The organism is Paenibacillus sp. 01T424, assembly GCF_056398745.1.
Window position 1 is genome coordinate 17048 of record NZ_JBFTPZ010000043.1, and the last position, 24335, is coordinate 41382.

The 24335-nt window shown below is 42.8% G+C and carries 20 protein-coding genes; 9 read left to right on the plus strand and 11 right to left on the minus strand.

The genetic code is table 11. The annotated features are described in order from the left end of the window. Positions 1–409: 409 nt before the first annotated feature. Positions 410–3166, minus strand: a complete 2757-nt coding sequence (locus tag AC1DPK_RS26375) for a glycoside hydrolase family 2 protein (RefSeq protein ID WP_477512149.1) — start codon at positions 3164–3166, stop codon at positions 410–412. 255 nt (positions 3167–3421) lie between these two features. Beyond that, positions 3422–5158 (minus strand): hypothetical protein, encoded by a 1737-nt coding sequence (locus AC1DPK_RS26380; protein WP_477512150.1) that lies wholly within the window; start codon positions 5156–5158, stop codon positions 3422–3424. Between the two features lie 158 nt (positions 5159–5316). On the opposite strand from AC1DPK_RS26380, the gene AC1DPK_RS26385 reads away from it, so the two are divergent. The 5 genes from AC1DPK_RS26385 (at position 5317) to AC1DPK_RS26405 (ending at position 10939) form a co-directional block, all read left to right on the plus strand. Next, positions 5317–6312, plus strand: a complete 996-nt coding sequence (locus tag AC1DPK_RS26385) for a sugar-binding protein (protein WP_477512151.1) — start codon at positions 5317–5319, stop codon at positions 6310–6312. Then, positions 6309–7760, plus strand: coding sequence for a sensor histidine kinase (locus AC1DPK_RS26390; RefSeq protein ID WP_477512152.1), 1452 nt, complete (start codon positions 6309–6311; stop codon positions 7758–7760). The genes AC1DPK_RS26385 and AC1DPK_RS26390 overlap by 4 nt, the downstream gene beginning before the upstream one ends. Beyond that, complete coding sequence (locus AC1DPK_RS26395) at positions 7735–9069, plus strand: AraC family transcriptional regulator (protein ID WP_477512153.1); 1335 nt, start codon at positions 7735–7737, stop codon at positions 9067–9069. Before AC1DPK_RS26390 ends, AC1DPK_RS26395 begins: the two co-directional genes overlap by 26 nt. Positions 9070–9303: 234 nt before the next feature. Further along, entirely contained in the window at positions 9304–10677 is a 1374-nt protein-coding gene (locus tag AC1DPK_RS26400) for a sugar porter family MFS transporter (protein WP_477512154.1), read from the plus strand. 52 nt (positions 10678–10729) lie between these two features. Then, a complete protein-coding gene (locus tag AC1DPK_RS26405) occupies positions 10730–10939 on the plus strand; it encodes a YrzA family protein (RefSeq protein WP_076268099.1) in 210 nt (69 codons plus the stop codon). Positions 10940–11165: 226 nt separating this feature from the next. On the opposite strand, the gene AC1DPK_RS26410 is transcribed toward AC1DPK_RS26405, so the two are convergent. After that, positions 11166–12617 (minus strand): amidase family protein, encoded by a 1452-nt coding sequence (locus AC1DPK_RS26410; RefSeq protein ID WP_477512155.1) that lies wholly within the window; start codon positions 12615–12617, stop codon positions 11166–11168. Between the two features lie 305 nt (positions 12618–12922). Here AC1DPK_RS26410 and AC1DPK_RS26415 point away from each other — a divergent pair, with 305 nt between their 5' ends. Together AC1DPK_RS26415 and AC1DPK_RS26420 are read left to right on the plus strand one after the other, a co-directional pair. After that, positions 12923–13942 carry an alpha/beta hydrolase gene (locus AC1DPK_RS26415; RefSeq protein WP_477512156.1) on the plus strand — a complete coding sequence of 340 codons (1020 nt, stop codon included), beginning with the start codon at positions 12923–12925 and terminating at the stop codon, positions 13940–13942. A 94-nt stretch (positions 13943–14036) separates the two neighbouring features. Next, positions 14037–14894, plus strand: coding sequence for an SDR family oxidoreductase (locus AC1DPK_RS26420; RefSeq protein ID WP_477512157.1), 858 nt, complete (start codon positions 14037–14039; stop codon positions 14892–14894). Between the two features lie 127 nt (positions 14895–15021). Here AC1DPK_RS26420 and AC1DPK_RS26425 read toward each other — a convergent pair whose 3' ends face one another. Beyond that, complete coding sequence (locus AC1DPK_RS26425) at positions 15022–15327, minus strand: hypothetical protein (RefSeq protein WP_477512158.1); 306 nt, start codon at positions 15325–15327, stop codon at positions 15022–15024. A 315-nt stretch (positions 15328–15642) separates the two neighbouring features. Here AC1DPK_RS26425 and AC1DPK_RS26430 point away from each other — a divergent pair, with 315 nt between their 5' ends. Then, a complete protein-coding gene (locus AC1DPK_RS26430; protein WP_441882885.1) occupies positions 15643–16104 on the plus strand; it encodes a VOC family protein in 462 nt (153 codons plus the stop codon). A 97-nt stretch (positions 16105–16201) separates the two neighbouring features. On the opposite strand, the gene AC1DPK_RS26435 is transcribed toward AC1DPK_RS26430, so the two are convergent. Together AC1DPK_RS26435 and AC1DPK_RS26440 are read right to left on the minus strand one after the other, a co-directional pair. Continuing rightward, positions 16202–16816 (minus strand): glycerol-3-phosphate acyltransferase, encoded by a 615-nt coding sequence (locus tag AC1DPK_RS26435; RefSeq protein WP_477512159.1) that lies wholly within the window; start codon positions 16814–16816, stop codon positions 16202–16204. Further along, positions 16813–17907 carry a glycosyltransferase family 2 protein gene (locus AC1DPK_RS26440; RefSeq protein WP_477512160.1) on the minus strand — a complete coding sequence of 365 codons (1095 nt, stop codon included), beginning with the start codon at positions 17905–17907 and terminating at the stop codon, positions 16813–16815. Before AC1DPK_RS26440 ends, AC1DPK_RS26435 begins: the two co-directional genes overlap by 4 nt. A 333-nt stretch (positions 17908–18240) precedes the next feature. Here AC1DPK_RS26440 and AC1DPK_RS26445 point away from each other — a divergent pair, with 333 nt between their 5' ends. Next, positions 18241–18990, plus strand: a complete 750-nt coding sequence (locus tag AC1DPK_RS26445) for a class I SAM-dependent methyltransferase (protein ID WP_477512161.1) — start codon at positions 18241–18243, stop codon at positions 18988–18990. 57 nt (positions 18991–19047) lie between these two features. On the opposite strand, the gene AC1DPK_RS26450 is transcribed toward AC1DPK_RS26445, so the two are convergent. From AC1DPK_RS26450 to AC1DPK_RS26470, 5 genes are all read right to left on the minus strand, one after another. Continuing rightward, a complete protein-coding gene (locus tag AC1DPK_RS26450; protein WP_477512162.1) occupies positions 19048–20409 on the minus strand; it encodes a sodium-dependent transporter in 1362 nt (453 codons plus the stop codon). 242 nt (positions 20410–20651) lie between these two features. Next, positions 20652–21623, minus strand: coding sequence for a hypothetical protein (locus AC1DPK_RS26455; RefSeq protein ID WP_477512163.1), 972 nt, complete (start codon positions 21621–21623; stop codon positions 20652–20654). Between the two features lies 1 nt (position 21624). Beyond that, a complete protein-coding gene (locus tag AC1DPK_RS26460) occupies positions 21625–22110 on the minus strand; it encodes an RNA polymerase sigma factor (RefSeq protein ID WP_441882875.1) in 486 nt (161 codons plus the stop codon). A 164-nt stretch (positions 22111–22274) separates the two neighbouring features. After that, positions 22275–23627, minus strand: coding sequence for an ATP-binding protein (locus AC1DPK_RS26465; protein WP_477512164.1), 1353 nt, complete (start codon positions 23625–23627; stop codon positions 22275–22277). After that, complete coding sequence (locus AC1DPK_RS26470; protein WP_441882871.1) at positions 23624–24298, minus strand: response regulator transcription factor; 675 nt, start codon at positions 24296–24298, stop codon at positions 23624–23626. The genes AC1DPK_RS26465 and AC1DPK_RS26470 overlap by 4 nt, the downstream gene beginning before the upstream one ends. Positions 24299–24335: the final 37 nt, after the last annotated feature.

Sequence of the window (24335 nt, forward strand, 5' to 3'; positions counted from 1 at the left end):
TTGCTCATCCATAATATGGCCTTTAAATCTTACTTTGTTAGTTTAACAGAGTACACTACTTACACAAAAAAGACTCTTCAGCCGCTTAGCTAAAGAGTCTCTCTTTCTATCTCTTCTTATCTAAAGTTTAGTTTATCATTACAACTAATGATCTGATTCATCCCATTTTTTCGAATAGGCTTTTTTTGTAACCCAAAGTGTCAGCCATGTGAGCAATACAACGATAATACCCGAAAAAATCCATACACCTGCAGGAACGTTCATCTATATGTACCCCCTCTTTGTCTACTCCCTCTATTTTACAAGATCCCATTCGATTATTTTCAACAGATCCGTTAACAAATTCGTAACTTTTCTAATCATAAATCATCATGGACGGAGTAGCAAATAACGGATTACACTTCATGAATTAACCTCTATGGTGAACGATAATATCGATCGGATAACGACCAGCATTGCGTCCGTAAAGCGTCAAACCGCCTTGTTCAGCTTCGAGCTGAAGCTTAAAGCTGCGGTTTTGGTTCAGCTTAGCAGTCAGCGCACTAGGCAACATGACCTTGCAGAGATAGCCGTATGAGCCTGCATCCTCCAGCTTGTTAGAAACCGCTTGATAGTGCCAAGACAGAACGCCACGGCTATCCGCTGGATCATCTGTCAACACAATCGTATCAACTAGCTGTCCATCAATGAGAACATTTAGCTTAGCTTCATGGCGATCCGAATCCGTCATAAAATACGAGTTTATATTGTACTCAGGATCTGACAGCGCACCATGCATAAAGGAAATGTCCAGCTTTTTCTGAATGCTTTCCTCAAGATCACGTTTTAGCAGACGCTTGGAGCCCGCTTCAAAAAACAGTTCAATATCATAAATCATCGTTTGCTCCGTAATGGATGGCAGTTGTACATCATACGTAAATTGTCCTGCAATTCCGCCATTCACTTTCTGATTCTGCAACGAATTCCAGCTATGCGGCCACTCGCTATCGGTGAAGCTTGCAACCGGCACGCTTATCGTTTGGCCGTCAACCTCGTATTTCCCATTGGTTTGACCGCTGCGAACGTCGAAAGTAACGAAGTTGCGTGTAATCGTTTTGCCTTCGGAAGACAAGAGACGTACTGCAATTACCGCAACCGCATCCTGCTGAGGCATTTTCAAGGAAAGCGGCTGCAATGCACTCACGCCGAATCCGTTCCAGTCAATGATTTCGTGTCCTGATTGTGCGACAGTACGTACACCAAAATGATCATACGACAGCTCCCACGCCAGTTGAAGCGCTTGACCATGATAACGGTCCGAGAAGCTGGAACGCAAAAGCTCCAATGTAACCTGCGAGCCTGTATCCAGCGTTTGACAAGGAGGTGCATCAATAACGATAAAATCTGGCGAGTGCAAATCTGCGATCGTCATGCCGGGAACGAACCACTCGTAGCCAAAATGCTTGTCGGTGCCGTCCAAACGGTAATAACCGTTAAACTCATTTACAACATCGCGGAATTCTGTAAATACGAAACCGCACATTTTATCATGACGGCGGAATTCATTCATCATATAGCGGTAATGCCAGGCTAAGTCGCTATCTCCTGCTCCGCCTTCGATCCCCCACACATTGCCGCATTCGCTGTTCATTAATGGTGCATCTGATTGTACATTGCCCGCAGTATAGTTAAAGGTAGAACCTACGAACGTTTTATCAACGACCTCTGTTACATGGTTTCGTAGCTCATTGTAGCCATTAATGTAGAAATGCCAAGTGTTAATATCAGACTCCACATGATCATAGTTACATGGTGAATTATCTTCAACTATACGGGTTGGATCAACCTGTTTGGCCCAACGATAGATGGAACGAACCCACTCCTGCGTYTGCGGCAAATAATTTTGCGGATGTGATGCATCTGTTGTTAGTGACGCGGATTCACTTTCCGTTTTCAAGCCCCATGTCTCATTAAACATGACCCAAGAGAAAATCGACGGGTGATTGTAGTCACGATCAATAATTTCACGCGCTTCACTCTCGTAAGCAAGCCGTGCCTGCTCATCCGGGTCCCCCCAGAAGCATGGCATATCCTCCATCACGAGGATTCCAAGTTTGTCGGCCCAGTAAAGCTTGCGCGGCTCTTCCGGCTTAATGTGAATCCGAACAAAGTTCAAGCCCAAACGTTTTAAAAGGAAAATTTCATCATGCATTTCTTGATCGGACGGGTACGTGAAAAATCCGGTTGGATGGAAGGATTGATCCAACGTTCCATTCAAATAAACAGGCTTGCCATTCAACATAATCCAGCGATAATTCCGATCACCTACAAGTGCAGTCGAAATTTCACGAATACCAAAATAAGTGCTTATAACATCCGACTGACCATTGCTGGATAAGGAAACTTCGCCTTCATATAAGAAAGGAGATTCTGGACTCCACAGCTTAGGATCTGCCACTACAAATGAAGTGCTGATCGTATTGGCTCCTTCTGTCAGCTCTGCTTCGAATTGATGTGATACAGCACCCTCTGCAAACAAGAAGGAAAGCTGAGCATGACCTGCGCGGCTTGCTATCACTCTAGTCGTAACTTGTATAGTACCGTCCAATTTTGTATTAAACTTCGAATCCTGTACATAGTTTTGAGGACGAGCCTCCAGCCATACGGGCTGCCAAATGCCGCGAATTTCTCCATAACCTTGCTTGCCACGGCCTTGGAATGAATGATCAAAATCTTCAACACGAACCGTAATCGAGTTTGTGCTGTCGATTGACCAAACGTCTGTTACATCAAATTCGAAATGGCCATATCCGCCTTCATGCGAACCAATGGAGATCCCATTTACCCATACGTCGGACTGAAAATCGACTGCTCCAAAGCGAAGGATTACTCGCGCATCAGCTAGCTCTGGTGCAAAATCTACTTCCTTATCATACCAAGCGATGCCTTTATCATTGCTTCCGATTCCCGACAACGGGCTTGACCAGGAGAAAGGAACAGTGATTTCCGACTTTAAGGATTGACCTTTCGATTTATGCCAATCTGCACCGATGCCACGATTCTCATGGTCAAATTCAAAGGACCATGCTCCATTCAAATTCAACCATTCCGAGCGCTGCCAATCTGGCCGAGGATACTCAGCTCGAGGGATGTTCACTTGTGATGCATGTACCGTATTTAAAGACATTATTAATCACACTGCCTCTCCATTGATATTTTGATGACGTTCATAAGATTAATTAATAAGTTAATAATAAACTGAAATAACGACCATTTCGTAACAAGAATACGTCTTCATTAACTTGTTTGTCAACTATTACTTTGAAAACCCGTGATAAACCTATTATATAGTTAACTATTAAGTTACTCTAATATATGGTGAATCCTCATTGAAATCAAAAAAAGGAAGTTAGCCTTAGCCAAGCTCCCTCCAAATATAATGTTAAAGCTTTCTGATCTGACCGATAAATATCTCGGAAGTCAACCATCTCCGGAATATAAGAAATAACATAACTGACGGCAGGCTTGTCAATGCTCCAAGCTGCAGCATTAATGTACTGTCCATTTCTCCTCCTGAGCTTGCTAACTGTACTAATTTCATTATCGGTGTTTGCAGCTCCATATTAGAAATATAAATTAACGCTGGTAAGTATGAGTTCCATAATACGACGAAATGGAGCACGCCAAGCGCAAGCAGTGGCTTCCATATTTTTGGGATAAACAGAGTGAAAAACGTATGCAGTTCCCCTTTTCCCGATAGCTCGGCCTCAGTCTTTAAGTCGGCGTATCTACTGTTGAAAATACTTTTGAGAACAAAAACCGCCGCTAAATTAAAAAAGCCGAATATCATTTGCGGAATAATCGTATTGACCATTTCCAGGCTCCGAACGAATAGGTACTCATTAATCATCCCGCTTCCCATCGAAATGACGATAAGCAGAAACAACTTATACCAGCTGCGCCCTGGCAAATGTTTGACAGTCAGCGGATAAGCCAGTGTGACAGTCATCAATAAAAATATAATTACAGCAACAAAGTTAAAGACTGAATAAGAAAAAACGTTCCAGAACGATATGAAGCTCCACACCGATTGCCTTGCTTCTCCGGCTCCAGTAAACGGATAGATGAACAGCATATACAGTAAAAAAATTACAACGATTGAATATAAGCAAGCTGTCACAATCCCAATTATGCTGCGTCCATTATTCGTTGTTTTAATGTCAGCTGCACCAGTGTGATTACTGAATAATTGCTTTAAAAACAGTCTTTTTACAATGAAATAAGCGATGATCGTAAAGAGCAGTTGAACCGCAAACTGAAAAATGCCCGCAGCAGCGGAAGGACTTACGTTCATCATCAAAAAACCTAGTTGAAAAATATAAGCGTCAAGCGTCTCTCCTGTCTTCGATACCAAGGGATTCAGCAAGCTTCTAATGAGCTCATAGTCCGTGGACATGATGGCAGACAGCTGCAGCACCATAAAAGCGGCTACCGCTTTCAGTGCTGGAATCACATTCATTACAAGGTAGCTATTCCCGAAGCCTGCAAGCCCCGTTTCTTGCCGGTTCACTGAAGCATGCTTCGAGGCTATAGCTGCAAGCGCGATGATGATCGGAATACCGCATGTTTTTAACACTTCAACGAATACAATGATCGGCCGAAATAATGTCTCATCACCCAAAATCAGAGTCCCCGAGGTTAGAAAGGGAGATGTGCTTATCGAAAGTATATAAATGAAAATATACACAAAAACAATAGAAGGAATGAAAAAAGGAATAAGAAATAAAGACGAGAACAGCCCTCTCAACCACTTGTAACGAATATTGCTCAGAGCAAGCGCCAGAAGGAATGCGATACAACCGCTAGCGAGTATATAACCCGTTTTGATAACAAATGTATTTACAATTACCCTTCGGAAGTTCTCATCGTTAAACAATTKGGCAAAATGATTAAAGCCTACCCACGAACTCTCAAATAGGCCAACAAAAACTTTGTAGTCGACAACCGATAGAATTATACCGTTAGCAAATGGAAGCAGCTTAAAAATCAATATGAGCATAAGAGCGGGAATGACGATCAAGTAATGCAGCTTGAACTTCCATATTCTCTGAGGAAGACTGTCTGGATCATGTAATTGGTTATGTAGATTGCTTTGGGCATTAGGCGGTTGATGCTCCATAATAATCCCCTTTCTTTTTCCGTAATTTTACTAAATTATAATGATTTAGTTGTATGTTGTATAGCTTCAATATCGCTCATTTTCGCTGTAGCTTTTGATTATTCGCCTGTTCTTGTATAATAATCCGATATAAATGGACGCAGTAAGGGAGTTGTATAATGTCTAATCGTAAATGGAACATAGGCATTGCCATTCTGTTTATTGTATTTTCCAGCCTTCTGCTAAGCTTCTTTCTCTCCACGCTTCGGATAAAGGATCTGCTGCAGCCAATTCTCTCAAGCGAGATAAGCCAGAAACCTCCTTATCATATTGTCCTCATCTCCCAAGAAATCGATAATCCATATTGGCGATCAATTGAACGAGGTGCAAAAGATGCAGCGGTTGAATTTGGGATGGAGCTTGAATATACAGGACCGTTTCGCATTAATCCCGCGGAGCAAATGAAGCTGCTGGAGAAAGCTATTGCAGCCAAAGCTGATGCGCTGCTCGTACAGGGGCTTAGCGACCCGCAGTATATCGGATTAATTAATAAAGCGATTAGCTATGGCATTCCTGTCTTAACGATTGATACAGATGCTCCGAACAGCCGCAGGCTCTCTTATGTCGGCACAAACAATTTCGATGCAGGCAAAGTTATGGGTGAATTGGTTGCCGAAGCGGCTGGAAATCATGGGCAAATCGCCGCTTTAATCGGAAACGAGCAAGCCCCCAATCAGCAGCTGCGGCTTGCTGGATTTCGAGAGGTTATTTCACGTTACCCCGAGCTGAATCTTGTCGAGGTGCGCTCCTCAAACATTTCACGCCTCCAAGCATCAGGTGAAACAGAGGAACTGCTTCAGCACTATCCACAGCTGAATGTAATGGTCGGATTAAGCGCACTCGATGCGATCGGCATCGCGGAGGCCACTGAACGCATTCGGCCAAAAGGCCTGCAAATTTTTGCATTTGATGCGCTCGATGAAACTTTGGAGCTTATTCGCAGTGGAATCATCCATTCAACCATTGTCCAGCAGCCTTACGACATGGGCAATGAAGCTGTATCACAGTTGAACGATTACCTCCATGGCAAGGAGCTTCTTGTGCAGCATTTTACGAAAATATCGGTACAAGGCCAGAAGCCCTTCGTTCAAGAAAATGGAGAAACTAGCCCATGACCATTCGGACTAAGCTGCTCATTTTCATCCCATTACTCGTTCTCCTCATTAATATGGTTACGTTCTTTTTATTTCAAAGTGGAAAGATGGTTCAGCAAAGCTATAATCAAATGATCGATCGTATCCTTTTGTACAACCAGTCCTCCAAGGTTGTAAATAACAACTTAAGTACGCTGCATAGCTATTTGCTTAATCCAGACGACAGCAATAAAAAGCGATATGATCATAGTCGAGTGGAACTTCAGGATCTGCGCTTGCTGCTCCAAGAAAAGTCGAATGTTTCCATATCTTCCTCCACTATTACTAGCTACGTTCATCTGTTAGATACTTTTTTGGAGCAGCAGCAAGACGCTTTCATTGCAGCTTCTGCCGAAAGGTCGGAGGTGTCGCTCACTCAATACGAGAATGCGGAAAGGACAGCAAGCTTCATACAAGAGGACAGCCAGCAGCTGGTTGAATTGGAGTTAAACATTTATGAACCTGTATATGAGCAGATTCAAGCTGAAAATAAACGCATGTATTTGCTCGGTGCCGCCGTCTTCATAACGAACACCCTGCTGAGCATTTTACTTGCCATATGGATTTCACGCAGCATTACTGGACCTGTAAGCAGTCTTGTCTCACGTGCGAAGCAGATCTCCAAGGGACATCTAAAGCAAAGCTCAAACGAGCTGCAAGCCAAGGATGAGCTTGGCGTATTATCAGGCGCATTCGAGCAAATGTCGAGCGACCTCCTCGAATTGATGGAGCGGGATAAAGAAAGCCTGGAGAAGGATCGACTCGTTAAGGAATTAGAGCTGCAAGCGCTGCAAAGCCAAATTAATCCGCATTTTCTCTTTAATACGCTCAATGTATTATCCAAGCTAGCGCTCATTGAAGGAGCCGAGAAAACAAGTGATCTCATTATTTCGATGTCCAATTTACTGAGATATAACTTGCGCAATCTGGAGCATGCGGTCACGCTCAGAGATGAGGTAGCACATGTAGAGGAGTACTTCACCATTCAACAAGCACGCTTTCGCGACCGCATTCAGCTGGTGAAGGATATCGACCCATCTGCATTGTCATATCACATCCCTGCGCTCACGCTTCAACCCATCGTAGAAAACGCCTTTGTTCATGGCATTGAACGTATGGAGAATGGAGCGAAGATTCGCCTTGAAATAAAGCATGATCAACATCATGTACGTATCTCCATATCCGACAATGGCAGCGGAATGACTGAAGAGATTCGAGTTTCGCTGCTCCGAATGGAAGCTGGCGCATTCACCGAACAATCAACAGGCCTTGGCACAAAAAATGTGTTTAAGCGCCTCCAACTATTTTATGGTCTACATGGATTAGTCGATATTGAAAGCGAACGGGGTAAAGGAACGACAGTCACAATCCGAATACCTGTTAGAGAGGACGGTGAAAACATACATGTACCGACTGTTAATCGCGGATGATGAAGCACTTGAGCGGGAAGGCTTGGAATTGATCATTGAACGAATGCTTCCGAATACCTTTCAAATAATCCATGCCGAGAATGGACGTGTCGCGATAGAAAAAGCAGAGGAATATCGCCCCCATATCGTCCTTATGGATGTCAATATGCCCGGCATTCAAGGTTTAGAAGCAATCCGCGAAATCAAGCATACCTTGCCGGATGTGAAGTTCGTCATGGTGACCGCTTATGATTATTTTGCATATGCCAAAGAAGCCCTTTCTCTCGGAGTGAAAGAGTATTTAGTCAAGCCTGCCAAACGCGAGCATATCATACATACGCTTCAGCAGCTCATACAGGAACTCGAGCTTGAGAAGAGGAAACGCTCGGACGAACTAGAGCTGCGGCATAAAGTTTCTCAATTAATGCCTTTAGCAGAAAATGAACTCGCTATGATGTTTATGGTCGATCATGTTACAAATACCGATATCGAGCAATTATCAGAATGGCTCAGCTTTCCACTAGGACAAGGCTGTGCGATCGTGATCGCATTTCCCGAGCATGTCAAAGCTAATCGTAAGCAAAAAGTTTACGATACGATTAGAAGCTTTATCAAATCATCTTTAACGAATAGTGTTGTAAGCTCCTTAATTGATCGCCATATGGCTATCTTCATCAATCATGATAAATCTGTTGTGGACGCAGATTGGAAGGCAGCCGGAACCGCTTTAGGTGAAGATCTATGCACGATCGCAGCACGTCAGCTTGAGGTTGACATCTTAGTCGGAATCGGAAAAACGCGCTTGGGTGTTGAGGGTTTGCGCAAATCCTATTTTGAGGCTGTATTTGCCTCCAATTATTATGAGCAATGCGGCAAGATATGCCACTTTGATGAATTGATACATGGTGCAGTCCCTTCACTGAATCGTGATAACAAGCAGCATGAACATGTGGAAGCTATACCTGAAGCGTATGTTATCTCAGCAATGCAGCGCATTCGAGAGCAGCGGGAGCAGCAAACCCAATCCGTGCTAGACCGTGCACAACGTTTTATTCAGGACAACTATACAAAGGACCTCTCACTCGAAGAAGTAGCCGAATCCGTTCATCTAAACCCACACTATTTCAGTAAAATATTTAAGCAGCAAGTAGGCACAACCTTTATCGAATATGTCACTGCCCTTCGTATCGAAAAGGCGAAAGCGTTAATGGCAACTGGAAAACTGAGTTTAAAGGAAGTTTGCTTCGAGGTCGGTTATAATGATCCAAACTATTTCAGCCGTGTCTTTAAAAAAGTGACCGGTGTTCCCCCCTCCGACTACCGGGGATAAAAAAATGAGCAAATAAGTAAAGTCCATGCTGCAACGACATGGACTTTTTTGTGCTGGGATGACAACAAAATGCTAGTTCTCTTTATTCGTTTCCCTATGCGTGCAATGTCTAAAATAAATGCGGGAACAACACTCATTAATGCAGGTTTTTACGAGCGGATTCGCTCTTTTTGCATGCTATAATAAAGTTCGTTTTCACGCAGGAAAGGTTTTTGACAGAGAGGAGAAACGGAAATGGAAATGCCGATTACTAACAAAAATGAACAAGTAAGCATGAAATTTGTGACGCTTGTTTCCATTGTTTCCGCTCTTGGCGGATTATTATTCGGATTCGATACAGCAGTCGTATCAGGTGCTGTCGGTTTTATGGAGGATCGATTCGACTTATCAAAGCTACAAGTGGGATGGGCTGTATCGAGCTTAATTATTGGCTGTATTGTTGGCGCGGCTATGTCTGGTATTTTGGGAGACCGCTTCGGACGTAAAAAGGTACTTATTGCTGCCGCGATTCTATTTATTGTCAGCTCGATTGGCTCAGCTATTCCGGATACTTTTTCCGCGTTTATTGTGGCTCGGATTATTGGTGGAATCGGAATCGGAATTACCTCTACGTTATGCCCGCTTTACAATGCCGAAATTGCACCTGCAAAATATCGCGGCAGACTTGTTGCACTTAACCAACTCGCCATCGTTACAGGCATCTTTCTTACTTATTTCGTAAACCTATGGATTTCCAGATCAGGTGACGAAGCATGGGGCATCGCCTCCGCTTGGCGCTGGATGTTCGGAGTTGGCGCTATACCTGGTTTGTTATTTATGATTTTGCTATTTTTTGTGCCCGAGAGCCCAAGATGGCTGATCAAGCAAGGGCGCGCAGCAGCAGCTCTTCCGATCTTATTGCGTATTCACGGCGAAGAGCTCGCCAAAAAAGAAGTGATCGATATTAAGCATTCGTTCGAGCAAGAGAGCGGTTCGATTCGGCAGCTAATCTCTCCAGGGCTTCGAATTGCATTAATTGTAGGAGTTGGACTTGCTGTGCTCCAACAGGTGACAGGCATCAACGCCGTCATGTATTATGCGCCAGAAATTTTCAAAGCAACAGGCGCAGGAACAAACGCTTCATTGATCCAAACGATTTTGGTCGGCTTTATCAACTTATTGTTCACCCTCGTTGCTCTATGGCTCATTGATAAAGTAGGACGCAAAGCGCTTCTGCTCGTTGGTTCGGCTTCCATGTCGATTTGTTTGATTGTTATAGGCATCGCTTTTCAAACGGGACATGCAGCAGGTCCACTCGTGCTTATTTTTATTTTATTGTATGTGGCTTCATTTGCTATTTCGCTTGGACCAGTCGTATGGGTCATCATGTCTGAGATCTTTCCTAACCGTATTCGCGGAAAAGCGACGGCTATTGCTGCAATGGCGCTCTGGGCAGCGGATTATCTCGTTTCACAGTCGTTCCCGCCTATGCTTAGCTCTACAGGACCTGCCGCTACGTTCTGGATTTATGGTGGCATGGCCTTGCTCGCCTTCTTGTTTACATGGCGTGTTGTACCGGAAACCAAAGGAAAATCACTTGAAGAAATTGAAGCTTTGTGGGTGAAGTAATATCTCTGTATAATGGGTTTAGGTTATAAATCTATTTATAGGAGATAAACAAATGGACTTCCGACTAGATTTAATTGAAAATAAGATCGAATTTTTTGAAGCCTATGACTTGAAGACGCTAGAGCTAAAAATCGATCAGCAAATTGAAAATAATAAAGGTTTGCTGCTAGAGGTGTTCCACGTCAGCCATCATGCTGTATTTAATCCTAAAATTGAAAAGATGCTATATAGCGCGGTTGTTCACTTTAAAGCGAAGAAATAGCGCTATAAAGGCATACAAATCCTCCCGACTCCAACAGTCGAGAGGATTTTTTTTAAATATAGGAAAGTATATCATTTTCTCATACTTATCTTATATTTCACCATCAAAGCTACACAGCGTCTAAAGGACGACGAAGGCGTTTTTGATTGTTACGCGCTTAAAAAGCTCTGAGTCAAATCTCCGTCCAACGTATAATAGTCGAGATGCGGCATCTCGTCCTATCCCATTAAATAAAGCTCTTTAATGAAGGCGGACGCCTCACCATGCTGTGCTGCTCGTATGCATAAGCGAGTTTAATGAGCATCGGCTCCTCAAAAGCCCTCGCAGCGAATGTCACACCAAATGGCACTCCTTTTGAAGTATAGCCAGCTGGCACGACAATTGATGGATAACCTGCACGCGATGTAATCCTTGCTCCAAAGTCAGCAGGAAAAAGCAGCGCGTCAAGCTGATGCTCCTTCATCGTCGCATCTATTCCCTCTTCCTTGCATAAACGGAGATCTGCAATCCGATCTCGAAGATATGGAAGCTCAGTCTGTGTACCTGAAGTCGTCGTTTCTGCTAGCAGCAGAGTGGACTGTCCATACTTCAAGGTTTCAACCGGATACTCGTTATTAAAAGCAATAATGTCTTTGAGCGAGCGAATTTTGCCGTTTGGAGGCAGCTTGGACAAATAAGCGTTTATCGAGGATTTGAATTCATTCAGCACTACTGATGAATAAACGATTTGCCTAGCAGTTCTTACATCAGCCGGGTCAATGATGACCGCGCCTTGTTTTCTCATCACCTCTACTGCGTCGTTAAATATGGCTAGCTGCTCGTCCGTTAATTCCTCAAAAAAATAATCTCTAGGAATGCCAATTCGTGCACCCTCAAGACCTTTCGGATCAAGGAAAACACGATAATCCTTATGTTTTTTAAAGTACCCCGCACCCATTGCAGCATCCCTGTCATCATGCTCCGTTATAGCGTTTAATACGATCACTGCATCCGTTACGGTTCTTGCCATTGGTCCCGCAGTATCCTGTGAGTTTGAGAGTGGTAATATGCCTGATCGACTCACCAGTCCAACGGTCGGCTTAATGCCCACGGTTGAGCTTAAATTGCCTGGATTTAAGATCGATCCTGAGGTTTCCGTGCCAATCGAAGCCATACAAAAATTACAAGCCACCGCGACGCCTGAACCAGCGCTTGATCCGCCTGTCGGCGTAGATATGTTGTAAGGATTAAGAACTTGGCCGCCCCGCGAGCTATAGCCAGACGGCATTCCATCTGTCATAAAGTTAGCAAACTCCGTCATATTCACTTTCCCTAATATAATGGCCCCCGCTTCGCGCAGCCTTTGTACAATAAAAGCATCTACTCCCGCATAGGAATTGGCAAGCGCAAGCGAGCCAGCGCTCGTATGCATGTTATCCCCTGTATTAATATTATCCTTGAGCATGATGGGGATGCCGTGAAGCGGACCTCTTGGGCCTTGGACAGCTCGTTCGCTGTCTAATGCAGAAGCTATAAATAAAGCATCGGGGTTAAGCTCAAGCACCGAATTTATCGTGAGTCCATCTTTATCATGCGCTGCAATTCGGTCAAAATAAAATAGTACAAGTTCGCGAGATGTGATCTCGCCAGATTCCAAAGCGGCTTGAATGGACGAAATGGTTGCCTCTACGATTTCCATGCCTCTTATACCCCTCATCAACCCGAATATGTACGATATGAGCCTAGTATATACTATTTTTTGGTAATGAACATCATTGATAAAGGCAAGCTAATGAGCTTAGACTAGAAATATTGCAGACAAGGAATGATTTTCATTAGAAAAGAAACAATAATAACGATTGATTCCATAAAGAAGCTGGCAATACCTTTATAATCTCCACACTMAAACCATCACTTCAACAATCCGCTCCCTTTTAGCAGCTTTCTTCAGTATGATAGAGACATAGCACAAATTCACACATAACCGCCTACTTGGAGGAATGAATGACTATGACGATGCTGATGAGCAGAATTGTACTTGGAATAGGAGGTTTGGTGGTCCTTTTTATCAGTTTACTTACCGTGATTAGTTATTATTTCTATTACGTGGCAATCAAACGAAACTCAAAAGCATTTTTAAGCAATAATCAGGATTTAGCGCAAATTCACGGAGAAAAGGAAACGGATGATCAAGCTGCCATTGCGTTAGCAGACGAAACTGGTCCAACACCGGTTGAGGCTATAGGGGTAGAATGGATAGAAAAACAAGCTTATGAAATTTGGCACCTTACTTCAAGTGACGGTCTCTCCTTGGTTGGCTATTACCTTGAAGCCAAAACTTTGACGTCCAAAACCGTCATTCTTGCACACGGCTATTCCTCGCAAGGGAAAGATATGGGCAGCTTCGCTAAATTTTATTATGACAGGCTTGGGTATAACGTGCTCATGCCTGATGATCGAGGTCATGGCGATAGTGAAGGCGATTACATCGGCTTCGGCTGGCCAGATCGGAAGGATTATCTCCTTTGGATAGACGAGGTCGTACAGAAACTTGGTGAATCGGTGCAAATCGTGCTGCACGGCATTTCGATGGGTGGAGCGACTGTGATGATGGTAAGCGGTGAAAACGTTCCAAAACAAGTCAAGGTCATTGTGGAGGACTGCGGCTATACGTCCGTTACCGATCAGCTCTCTTATCAACTAAAGCGGATGTACAAGCTGCCTGCTTTTCCGATTTTGCCTGCAACTAGCTTATTAACCCGCCTTAAAGCAGGTTATAGCTTCGAGGAGGCATCTGCAATCAAGCAGCTGGATAAAAATAAGCTGCCCATGTTCTTTATTCATGGTTCCGCCGATACTTTTGTACCTACAGAAATGGTGTGGAGGCTTTATGAAGCTTGTAAAGCTGACAAAGATATTTATATCGCCGAGGGTGCTGGTCACGGCATGTCCTATGGTACGGATACAACAGCCTATGAACAAAAAGTGGCGGCATTTCTCAGTCGATATGTTATGAATGGATAGTGTCTAAATGATTCTTTATTTTGCACATAACCTATACCACTCCCTGATATGAATAAACAGACAGAATCATTCTGATTCAGAGGAGGGTGTGCATTTGGGACCATTTACAAACGATTTATTGCAAGGAAAGGTCGTTCTCATAACGGGAGGAGCTACAGGCCTCGGCCGAGCTATGGGGGAAAAGTTTCTTGCTCTAGGCGCTAAACTCGCCATTGCAAGTCGCAGAGAAGCCGTACTGAAGCAGTCTGCTGAAGAAATGAGTGTACCGACAAGCAGCGTGTATTACAAAAGCTGTGATGTACGAGACCCCGCGCAAGTACATGAGCTTATTACAGCCGTTGAGAACCATTTTGGTCAAATCGATATCCTCGTCAATAATGCAGCTGGCAATTTCATCAGTCCTACTGAAAAGCTTTCTCCAAGAGCGGTAGATACCATCCTACATATTGTTCTGCACGGAACCTTTTATACGACGCTCGAGGTAGGAAAGCGATGGATTGAACAAGGAAAAGGCGGAACAATGCTAAATATCGTCACAACTTATGCTTCAACCGGCTCAGGATATGTCGTCCCGTCCGCAGCAGCCAAAGCTGGCGTTCTAGCTCTTACTAGATCACTCGCAGTAGAATGGGCGCAATACGGAATTCGACAAGTCGCAATCGCACCCGGTCCGTTCCCAACAGAAGGCGCATGGTCACGCTTATCTCCAACTCCCGAGCTTGAAGAGAAAATGATCAACCGCATCCCCTTAAAGCGGGTTGGTGATAAAGAAGAACTAGCCAATCTAGCCGCATATTTAGTATCTGATTTTGCTCATTATTTGAATGGTGAAGTCGTTACGATAGACGGCGGTGAGTGGCTGCAAGGAGCAGGTCAATTCAACAGCTTGGCTGAGGTGACCGACGAGCAATGGGTTGCCCTTGCTGAGTTGACACGTAAAGGTAAAGGGTAAGTTACCACCATTCATCCCCTTCCTATGAAGCCTTGAAAAAGAAAAGCAGCTCAGTACTCAAAAGAGTCATGAGCTGCTTCCTTGTTCAAGCATAGCTTATGCAAATCTTAGGCATCTTCTGCTTTAATTAAAGTTCAGTGCCTGATTCAATGCCACCAGCTGGATTTCCGCCAGACCGGTTGCCTCCAGTTCTGTTACCTCTTGTGCGATTGCCGCCTGTTCGGTTACCTCCAGTACGGTTGCCTCCTGTGCGATTGCCTCCTGTTCGGTTACCTCCAGTACGGTTGCCGCCTGTGCGATTGCCTCCTGTTCGGTTACCTCCAGTACGATTGCCGCCTGTGCGGTTGCCACCTGTTTGGTTACCCCCAGTACGATTGCCGCCTGTACGGTTGCCTAGTGAACTGTTTTTTGCATTTTTCTTTTCTTTTGGCATATGCGTAATTCCTCCTCTTAGAAGATACTTACAACATATGAATCATCTCTATCATTTGCAACCTGACATTTGATTGATTTATAGATTTGGTTTAGTACCTATATGCTAGCTTGCGTTACAGACGTTTATGCATCCTTTTTTCAGCATACGCACTAGCGTGCTATCAATACATAAGTCGACATTGGTTTTGTTTGATCTTGTCTCACCGCTTCTTGTAGCATACCAATCTCGGTGTAATTGCAGGAAAACATTGGCAGATAATCGAATATAGTCAAAAATGCTTAATAAAATTTCTGGTGACAAAGGAGAAATAAAATGAGCGAGCAAGCTGCAAAGACACTTACAGGTCAAAAAGCAATATTCGGTCACACCATTCAAGTTCGGCTGGTCTCGGACTTAAAGAAGTCCCAGGAATACTACCGTGATGTGCTCGGCTGCCATATCGATAACTGGGGGCATGCGGAAAGAGACGGAATGACCGTCATTCTGCAGCAGGCGGCTTCCGCTGAAGATGTCCGGCCTAACGCACGCGCACAAAAACGTCCAGATTATCCTACAGAATGGGAAGGCCCCGACTATGGATGGGACACATTTATTCATGTGAGCTGGGATGACTTGGACTCACTTATTGAGGAAGTGCGTAGACTAGGCGGACATATTGCGGTCGAACCGTTTACTGATGCTCACGGCAATCACGAATTTAAAAACGCTTATATCAAAGACCCTGATGGTTATCACATCGTATTGGGCGCTATGCGTGAAAATTCCCGTTCGTAGTATAAATACAACTCCTGATGAAGGCTTGTTTGGCGGGAAGATAATTAAAGAGATTGTCTCGAAAGGCATCACCTTAAGAGACAATCTCTTTATCATTTTAGACACCTTTGTCATATCCTTTTTTCCACGACTTCCCTATTTCAACTCTGTGCTTATAAACAAGAATTGCAAAATTTCCAAGCCATACGAGGAGTATGGCAGCTGAAAACATCCTTATATACAAATAAACGGAAAGAAGCAGCATGCCAACCACAACCTGCAAGCCATCCACCTCGGTGGATTTAGGCTTTTTTTTATATATCATACGGCTCACACCGGCCATCAGCGCTAGAATTATGGCATAAGCCAAAGAAACCTCGAACCCCGTGAGCGCACTCCATATACCGAATGAGACAGCAATAGCTTTGCCGCCCTTCCCTTTCAGGAAAGGAGAAAAGGCATGCCCTGCTACAGGCGCGATGGCAAGCGGAACGATTAGATAACCATGATTATAGCTGCTGCCCATTATAAAAAGCACGGGCAAGTACCCTTTCAAAAAATCCAATAAAATACCGGCCACACCGAATTTATATCCAGATGACTTCCAAAGATTCAAAGCACCAGGGTTGCCGTCGCCAACCGTTTTTATGTTTTTCTTGCGAATTAGACCAAGCCAATACGAAAACATAAGAGATCCCGATAGAAATGAACCCGCAATCCATAATATGATCATAGGTCCCTCTTGCCCCCTACCCGGATGTGCCTGCCTTTCCAGCTTACATGCCCTAGAATAAGCACCTGATACATGGAATAAAGCATAACAATGATAAAAAATAACGAAGCAAAAACATGGAGCAGCGGAATAACGATCCCAAAAGCGCCTACATACTTCGTGAAGTAAAATAATTGAAACATATAGACAAAATAACCGATTAAGAGAGGCAAAGCCCATGAAGTATTCGCAAATATAAACACCGTTTCCGATAGAAGCAGTCCTACCACCCAAATAGCTATCGGGATAATCGTCCACGGACTAAGCGTCGAAGTGCTTAATACCGCCCCTTTGCTAAATCCTTCAATTTCGCTTTGAATGCCTTGCGGATACATGCGGAAAGAAACCAAGCCATATCCGATAAAATTAGTGACTGGTACCCCTGCTGCCATAAATTTGGAGCCTAGAAACAAATCGTCCAGCACTTCAGCTTTTACGCTTTCGTGGCCATTGATTTTTTCGTAATCCTCCCTTAAAGCAACAATGCAGGAGCCATAGAGCCCTTTCATCCGGTTTTTCTTTTCAAAGACCGATGTAAACGCAAATATCCCAAGCACATTCATAATCAAAGCAAGCTTCTCATATAGCTTCTCGGTGTGATGAAAAGGAACAACTGAAATCACACCCTTCGATCGCTCCCTAGCCTTTATTAATGAAGCCAAGGCGTTAGGCGCCAGTCTTATATCCGCATCTAAAAATACAAACATATCACCAGAGGCATGCAAATATCCATTCCATACCGCCCAGTTCTTACCTGTCCAGCCTTTAGGGAGGCTGCTATTTGAAATAACATTCACCCCATAGCCTTCAGCAATTTCTTTGGTTCGATCATCGGAATAATCATCTACCACAATAATTTCAAAGGGTTGAAGCGTTTGCGACTTAAGGGATTCAAGCAAATGTGGTAAATTACATTCTTCATTTCTAGCTGGAATAATAATGGACAGTTTCCGCACGCTCTGATCTGTCTGATTAGTGACGGTCATAGTATTTTTTCTGAACAGAAAAAAACCAGAGAGACATCCGACTAGCATTAGAATGAGCATCCACATTTTCTAATCCCCCCTCATGTATTTATGTATATGAAGGGGCCGTCTGTATTATTTTAGTTTCATTGATTCCTCCATCCATATGGGATCGGTACATTTTGCACGATGGCTTGATTGATAAGCTCACTTAGCCATATAATGAGAACAATCTTTCAATCGAGGTGAATGGAATGTCTTTCCGAATGGTTCGAAGTAATTAGTTTCCGGGCTGGATAAAACGCGTACCAGCTGCAGAGGGGATCGTCTGTCCTTCTGACCACATGAAACTAAATTTTGAACGGATATCGGCAGCAATCCATTCGTTTTTTATTATCCTCATTGGAAGGTGGAAGAAATATGAATGCAGTAGAATACAAACAATTTTATGATCAAGTCGGGAAAATCAACGGTTGGGATTTCAGCAAAGTGAAATCTGTCTCAGAAGGAGTCGCATGGGATTTTTATGATGAAGTCATCCAGTCGTGCAAGAAGTCTGATCTTTTGCTTGATATCGGCACTGGCGGCGGAGAAGCATTATTATCATTAGCGGATTCAGCTTTGCTTCTAATTGGCATTGATCTTTCCACAGGCATGATTGAGACCGCATTAAATAACGTAAAACAATCAAATAAATCAAATATACGCTTTTTACAAATGGATGCGGAGAAGCTCGATTTTCCTGACCACTTTTTCAATGTAGTCTCTTGCAGACATTCCGCTTTTTCTGCCAAAGAAATCGCAAAAGTATTGGTGAACGATGGTGTATTTTTTACCCAACAGGTTAGTGAGCACGATAAGCTCAACCTTAAAGAGGCATTCGGAAGAGGACAGTCATTTGGTACAAAAAAAGGTGTCTTGAAAAATCAATATATTGCAGAGTTAGCTGATGCAGGCTTCACAGACATTCAGTCATTTGAATACAACGCAACCGATTATTTTGAGACGGCTGAAGACTTTATTTTTCTATTGAAACACACGCCAATTATCCCGAACTTCGGACAATCCGAGACAGATTTTCAAATCCTTCAACAATTTATTAAAAACAACCAAACCGAACAAGGAATCAGAACAAATTCAGAACGATTTATGATTACTGCAAGGAAATAAAATAAAAAGGGATACCCGGTTATGGGTATCCCTTTCTTTTGCTCATAATGTTGGATACTACAATAATGAAGTTATTTTATTAAGCACCCCAGTAATATCAAGAAATACGATGATAATGACTAGAGGAATAATAAACCTGATAATAAAAAACCAAATAATAAAAGCAGTAGCGCCAAAACGAGAATGCTGCAATAACTCCTCTCGCAGCGTGCTTTTCTTCATTTTAAGCGGTACAAAAATCGAAATCAAAAACACGCCGAGCGGCATCAAGATATTACTAACTAAATAATCAGCTGAATCAAATAGATTTTTCGAAAAGATTAAAATGTCGGCAAAAGCACTATAAGATAACGCAGACGGAATGCCTACCGCAAATATGAATGCACCAAGCATATAGGCATATTTTGTTCTCTTCTCCTCTTTGCCTTTAACCATAGAAGCTACAATGATTTCTAGCATCGAGAAGGCCGACGTTAATGTTGCAAATAAAAATAACGCTAAAAAGCCTAATAAAAAAACTTCCCCAAAAATAATTTGATCAAATACCGCGGGCAAGACAACAAACAACAAGCCAGGTCCTTCCGCTGGTTCTAAACCTAGTGAAAATACAGCCGGAAAGATGGCCAATCCCGCTAATAATGCAATCAGCAAATTCATGGTTACGATAGAAATAGCCGGTTGAATCAAGCTTTCCTTTTTTGACAAATAAGAGCTGTATGTAACCATTACGGATACTCCGACACTTAAGGAGAAAAAAGCTTGACCCATCGCAAACAATATACTTTGGGATGTGATCCTTGAGAAATCAGGTGCTAGAAAAAACTTCACACCTTCCATCGCGTTATCCAGTGTAAGTGAGCGAATGATGAGTACGATAAAGAGTACAAATAAAGCTGGCATCAAAATTTTGCTAACCTTTTCAATCCCATTTTGAATCCCTTTTGCCACTACAACAACTGTCAAAGCCAAAAATACAAATTGTGCCGCAATAACTAAAATAGGATTAGCAATGGTATCGTTAAAGACCGCTCCATAATTTGCGCCTTCACTAATGATTCCACCAAACAAACCTTTTGCAAAATAAATAACAATCCAACCGCCAATAACGCTATAAAAAGACAATAAAAGAAAGCAGGTAAATACCCCGAGCTTTCCGATCCAATGCCAATTGCTATGAGGAGCTAAGCTGCGATAAGCACTAATGGCTTCTTTTTGTGTGCTTCTCCCGATTACAAACTCTGCTAATAACAATGGGAAACCCATAAAAAAAGTGAATAAAATAAATAGTAGAAAAAATGCCCCTCCCCCGCTTATCCCCGTAACATAGGGGAGCTTCCATATTGCGCCTACTCCAATAGCAGAGCCTGCCGCGGATAAAATAAAACCAATCTTCGATGTCCATTGCGCTGATGTTTGCATACAAATCAATCCAGTCTATTTTTATTATGTCTTTTTTTAATAATGTAAAAGACAAAAAAAGCCACATCTCTATCTTTAACGATAGGGACGAGGCTATTCACACGGTATCACCCTAATTGAAAACAAATTTTTGTTTCCTGCTTATCGCTCTTACGCTATTAATAGTATACGGAATTATAGTACGGCAACAACGAAAGGTCAACCTTTATTGTCGATATTTTATTACCAAAAAACTTGCTGCCTTATTGCAAACGATCCCATAGCGCTGAGAAAGCTGCCGGCTCTAACTGAAAAAAGACAGGTGCATTTGAATATTTCACATAGTTTCCTTTAAACAACCACATCTGCACTTCCGTCTGATCCTCCAGCTTAAAGAACAAAACCTTCTGATTTTGTGCACCTTCGTTGTATATGCCTTCCTTGTAGAGCTTATCCCCATCAATAGGTTTAGCATCATATAATGCTGTCATGAACACATGAAGCGTTTGATCAATTGGGAACTTATTAAATTGCGGCTTGCTATAATTCCAGCTATTATAATCCTGCCATCTTACTGATTCCATATGATCCTTTACTTTCGTTTTTCCTATTAAATCTTCGCCATTCGCAATCGTAATGCCATTTAGATGTTCATACAATTCAGCATAGATCTGTCCCTCATGCTCTTGGTAGGACATAATTCTAAAATCACTATCATATCCGTTCACGGAATAAATGTCAGCAACGCCAATCGTTGAAGCTAGTTCAACATAATCTGTTTGCTTGCTCCACTCGTCAATACCAGATTTTGTACGTCCAAGCTTTTCGCCGCGCAGCTCCTTCGCATTTTCCGCAGAGATGCGAGTTTGCGTTTGTGTATAAATATTGCCTTTATAGACGATTAGACCGATCATATCAGCCATGGCATTTGATTGATCTGGAAGCTTTATTTTCGGAATCGTAATTGCATTCGGGTCGTTTATAGGTTCAACTGGATCTCTTTGTACAATGGGCTCCGTTATATCAATAAGAAGTTTATTATCACTCATCCACCTATCTGCACTTATCCATCCAAGGATAACGACCAACAGTAAACTACCCACAATATATTGAAATCGTTTGATTCGAAATGGACTAGCTGGTTTCTGACGAAGCAGCTGTTGAGCAATTCTATTCTGTAAATCTGCCTCCGGCTCTATTTGATCCATAACATGCTTGTACGCCTTGTGATTCATATTATCGTTCTCCTTCCAATTCCAGCTTTAACCGCTGCCTTCCCCGTTGCAAACGCATCTTTACTGCAGACTCACTAATTTGCAAAATGTCTGAAATTTGGTTGACCGAGTAATCCTCATAATAATAAAGGTGAATAACCGCTTTGAATTTAAACGGCAATGCCATGACATGATCCATAACGGTACGATCCGTTTCCGATTCAAAAAAATCATTCATTTCTTCCATCTTCACTACACGTCTTCGCCATAAGCTGCCTAACATATTTTTGCACTGATTCGTGATGACTCTTATGAGCCATGCCTTTTTATGATTCTGATCATTGAATTCAGGTGATTTATACAACAATTTCGCAAATGTTTCCTGCATGGCTTCTTCTGCGTCCTCTTTGTTTCCGAGGTGAATCATTGCGATTCGGTAAAGCATTTTGCCGTATAAAAGATAGGTTTCCCCAAAATCCACGCCCGGCCGGAGCGAACTGCTTGGCATTGTAATATGACCTCCTTTACCCATTAACACAATTAAGAACGTAGATTGGTCACATATTGTTTTTACTTTTTTTTGAAAAATCGTTTTTTAGTTTCAAATTGGGTTCTACATTATGCTAAAAAAAAAAAAATGATCGGTCATTTGACCGATCACTCCAATTATTATTATTGAATGGGTAAACATACCATTACTGTCGTACCTTCGCCTAGCCTACTTTTCATTTCGATCGTTCCATAATGAAGAGTAACAATTTTTTTGGCGATCGCAAGCCCCAAACCATTACCGCTAATATTGCGGTTGCGTGATTGGTCCGACTTGTAAAACCGCTCAAACACATGTTCAAGCTTATCCGCCGCAATGCCAATACCTGAATCGGTTATTGTGAATAGCACTTCGGTACCGGATTGAGTTATAGAAATTTCGATAAGTCCACCTTCAGGTGTGAATTTGATGCTGTTGCCGAGTAAATTCATCCATACTTGGTTCAACTGATCCTGATCTGCTGTAATCTTGATCGTGTTCGCCCATTCTAATTCGATACGAATGTCTTTGGCCGACCATTGAGGCTCGCAAGTAACGACGATTTGCCTAATTTGCTCGTCGAGATTATACGTCATCGGCTCGAATGGATGCTGATCGGAATCAAGCGAGGCAAGCCTCAGCAAATTATCGCTAAGCCTCGATAGCCGCCCGCTCTCCATAATAATAATATCCAAATAATAATTACGATTATTTTCTGCTACCAAGCTGTTATTCTTCATCGCCATTGCAAAACCCGATATTGACGTTAGCGGAGTTTGAATTTCGTGTGATACATTCGATACAAAATCCTGCCGCATCTGCTCCAGCTGTTTCAGTTCACTAGCCATTTCATTAAAGCTATGGCTTAAGACTCCTATTTCATCCGCGCTTTTCAGTTTGATTTCCACATCGAAATCTCCCTTGGCAAGCCTCTTGGTCGCTTGTGTCATCGCTTGAATCGGTTTCACCAAATAACGAGCCGCAATGAGAATGCATAGGCTCCCAATAAATAAGCCAAGAAGCAGTATGATCAGCATCATTCGATTTATAATATTTTCATTTTGCGCTGAAAACTGCATAAACATGGCCTGTATCTTCCCATCGATGGGAAAAGGAATACCAACGAATGTTTGACCTTCCTTACCAGGTGAGCGATAATATTGCCCTCGAAGCACCTGCTGAACAGCTTCCGGCGCAATTTTCACATTACTCGTATTGTTTAATGCATAGATCGTAACATTTCCGGATGCATCATACATGTGGATTGGATAAGCGGACACCTTTACCATTCTTGTTAGGAAAACACTCAGATCATCCGGCTTTGTTTGTTCATAGAGAGTAATCATTTCCTCTCCTGCTGCAAGCATGTCGTTCTGACCGACATGGTTTATTTCTTTCTTGAATATAAAAAAGCCTATAAAAAATGAAGTCAACAAGCTGAATATGATGACGGCCAGAAACGTGCAAATGATGCGGACATATAACGTATTAATCATGTAATGACAAGCCGATACCCCAGACTACGGGCTGTTTCAATCTGAAAATGTTGTGCATCGCCAGCAAATCTTTCCCTTAGCCGTTTAATATGAACATCGACGGTTCGGTCGTCACCTTCATAATTTTTACCCCAGATCTGAGTGATCAGCTGTTCCCTCGTAAAAATTTGCCCAGGATGGTTCGCCATTTTAAACAGCAGCTCAAACTCCTTCAATGGAAGAGTTAGCGTTTCATCTCCTCGAATCACTTGATAGTTGCGGCGATTGAGGGTAACACCGCCAAGCTGTATCGTTTGTGAAGACACGATCATATAACGCTTCAGCAGCGCTTTTACTCTCATCACAAGCTCCATTGGGTCAAACGGCTTCGTTAAATAATCGTCCGTTCCAAGCTGAAATCCCTTCACTTTTTGCACAGACTCTCCCTTGGCTGTGACCATCAGGAGAGGAATATTGGAATCAATGCGTCTAATCTCCCTGCATAATTCCCATCCGTCTACGTGAGGCATCATAATATCGAGGATAACCATATCAATTTGATTGTTTTCCCAAATTTCTTGCGCCTCCGCACCGTCTTTTGCCTCTAAAATTTCGAAACCTTCGTTTTTCAAAAATAAAGACATCAATTCGCGAATATGTGCATCGTCATCCGCGATCAGAATTTTGGCCATTAAGATGTACGTCTCCCCTCTTTAACATGCACTTCCC

What these genes read in the sequence shown, in the direction of transcription:
- AC1DPK_RS26455 (WP_477512163.1), bottom strand. Translation starts at nt 21,623, where the DNA reads ATGAATCACAAGGCGTACAAGCATGTTATGGATCAAATAGAGCCGGAG.
- AC1DPK_RS26400 (WP_477512154.1), top strand. Translation starts at nt 9,304, where the DNA reads ATGGAAATGCCGATTACTAACAAAAATGAACAAGTAAGCATGAAATTT.
- AC1DPK_RS26440 (WP_477512160.1), bottom strand. Translation starts at nt 17,907, where the DNA reads ATGTGGATGCTCATTCTAATGCTAGTCGGATGTCTCTCTGGTTTTTTT.
- AC1DPK_RS26415 (WP_477512156.1), top strand. Translation starts at nt 12,923, where the DNA reads ATGACTATGACGATGCTGATGAGCAGAATTGTACTTGGAATAGGAGGT.
- AC1DPK_RS26465 (WP_477512164.1), bottom strand. Translation starts at nt 23,627, where the DNA reads ATGATTAATACGTTATATGTCCGCATCATTTGCACGTTTCTGGCCGTC.
- AC1DPK_RS26470 (WP_441882871.1), bottom strand. Translation starts at nt 24,298, where the DNA reads ATGGCCAAAATTCTGATCGCGGATGACGATGCACATATTCGCGAATTG.
- AC1DPK_RS26395 (WP_477512153.1), top strand. Translation starts at nt 7,735, where the DNA reads ATGTACCGACTGTTAATCGCGGATGATGAAGCACTTGAGCGGGAAGGC.
- AC1DPK_RS26435 (WP_477512159.1), bottom strand. Translation starts at nt 16,816, where the DNA reads ATGATCATATTATGGATTGCGGGTTCATTTCTATCGGGATCTCTTATG.
- AC1DPK_RS26385 (WP_477512151.1), top strand. Translation starts at nt 5,317, where the DNA reads ATGTCTAATCGTAAATGGAACATAGGCATTGCCATTCTGTTTATTGTA.
- AC1DPK_RS26450 (WP_477512162.1), bottom strand. Translation starts at nt 20,409, where the DNA reads ATGCAAACATCAGCGCAATGGACATCGAAGATTGGTTTTATTTTATCC.
- AC1DPK_RS26390 (WP_477512152.1), top strand. Translation starts at nt 6,309, where the DNA reads ATGACCATTCGGACTAAGCTGCTCATTTTCATCCCATTACTCGTTCTC.
- AC1DPK_RS26460 (WP_441882875.1), bottom strand. Translation starts at nt 22,110, where the DNA reads ATGCCAAGCAGTTCGCTCCGGCCGGGCGTGGATTTTGGGGAAACCTAT.
- AC1DPK_RS26425 (WP_477512158.1), bottom strand. Translation starts at nt 15,327, where the DNA reads ATGCCAAAAGAAAAGAAAAATGCAAAAAACAGTTCACTAGGCAACCGT.
- AC1DPK_RS26405 (WP_076268099.1), top strand. Translation starts at nt 10,730, where the DNA reads ATGGACTTCCGACTAGATTTAATTGAAAATAAGATCGAATTTTTTGAA.
- AC1DPK_RS26430 (WP_441882885.1), top strand. Translation starts at nt 15,643, where the DNA reads ATGAGCGAGCAAGCTGCAAAGACACTTACAGGTCAAAAAGCAATATTC.
- AC1DPK_RS26445 (WP_477512161.1), top strand. Translation starts at nt 18,241, where the DNA reads ATGAATGCAGTAGAATACAAACAATTTTATGATCAAGTCGGGAAAATC.
- AC1DPK_RS26410 (WP_477512155.1), bottom strand. Translation starts at nt 12,617, where the DNA reads ATGGAAATCGTAGAGGCAACCATTTCGTCCATTCAAGCCGCTTTGGAA.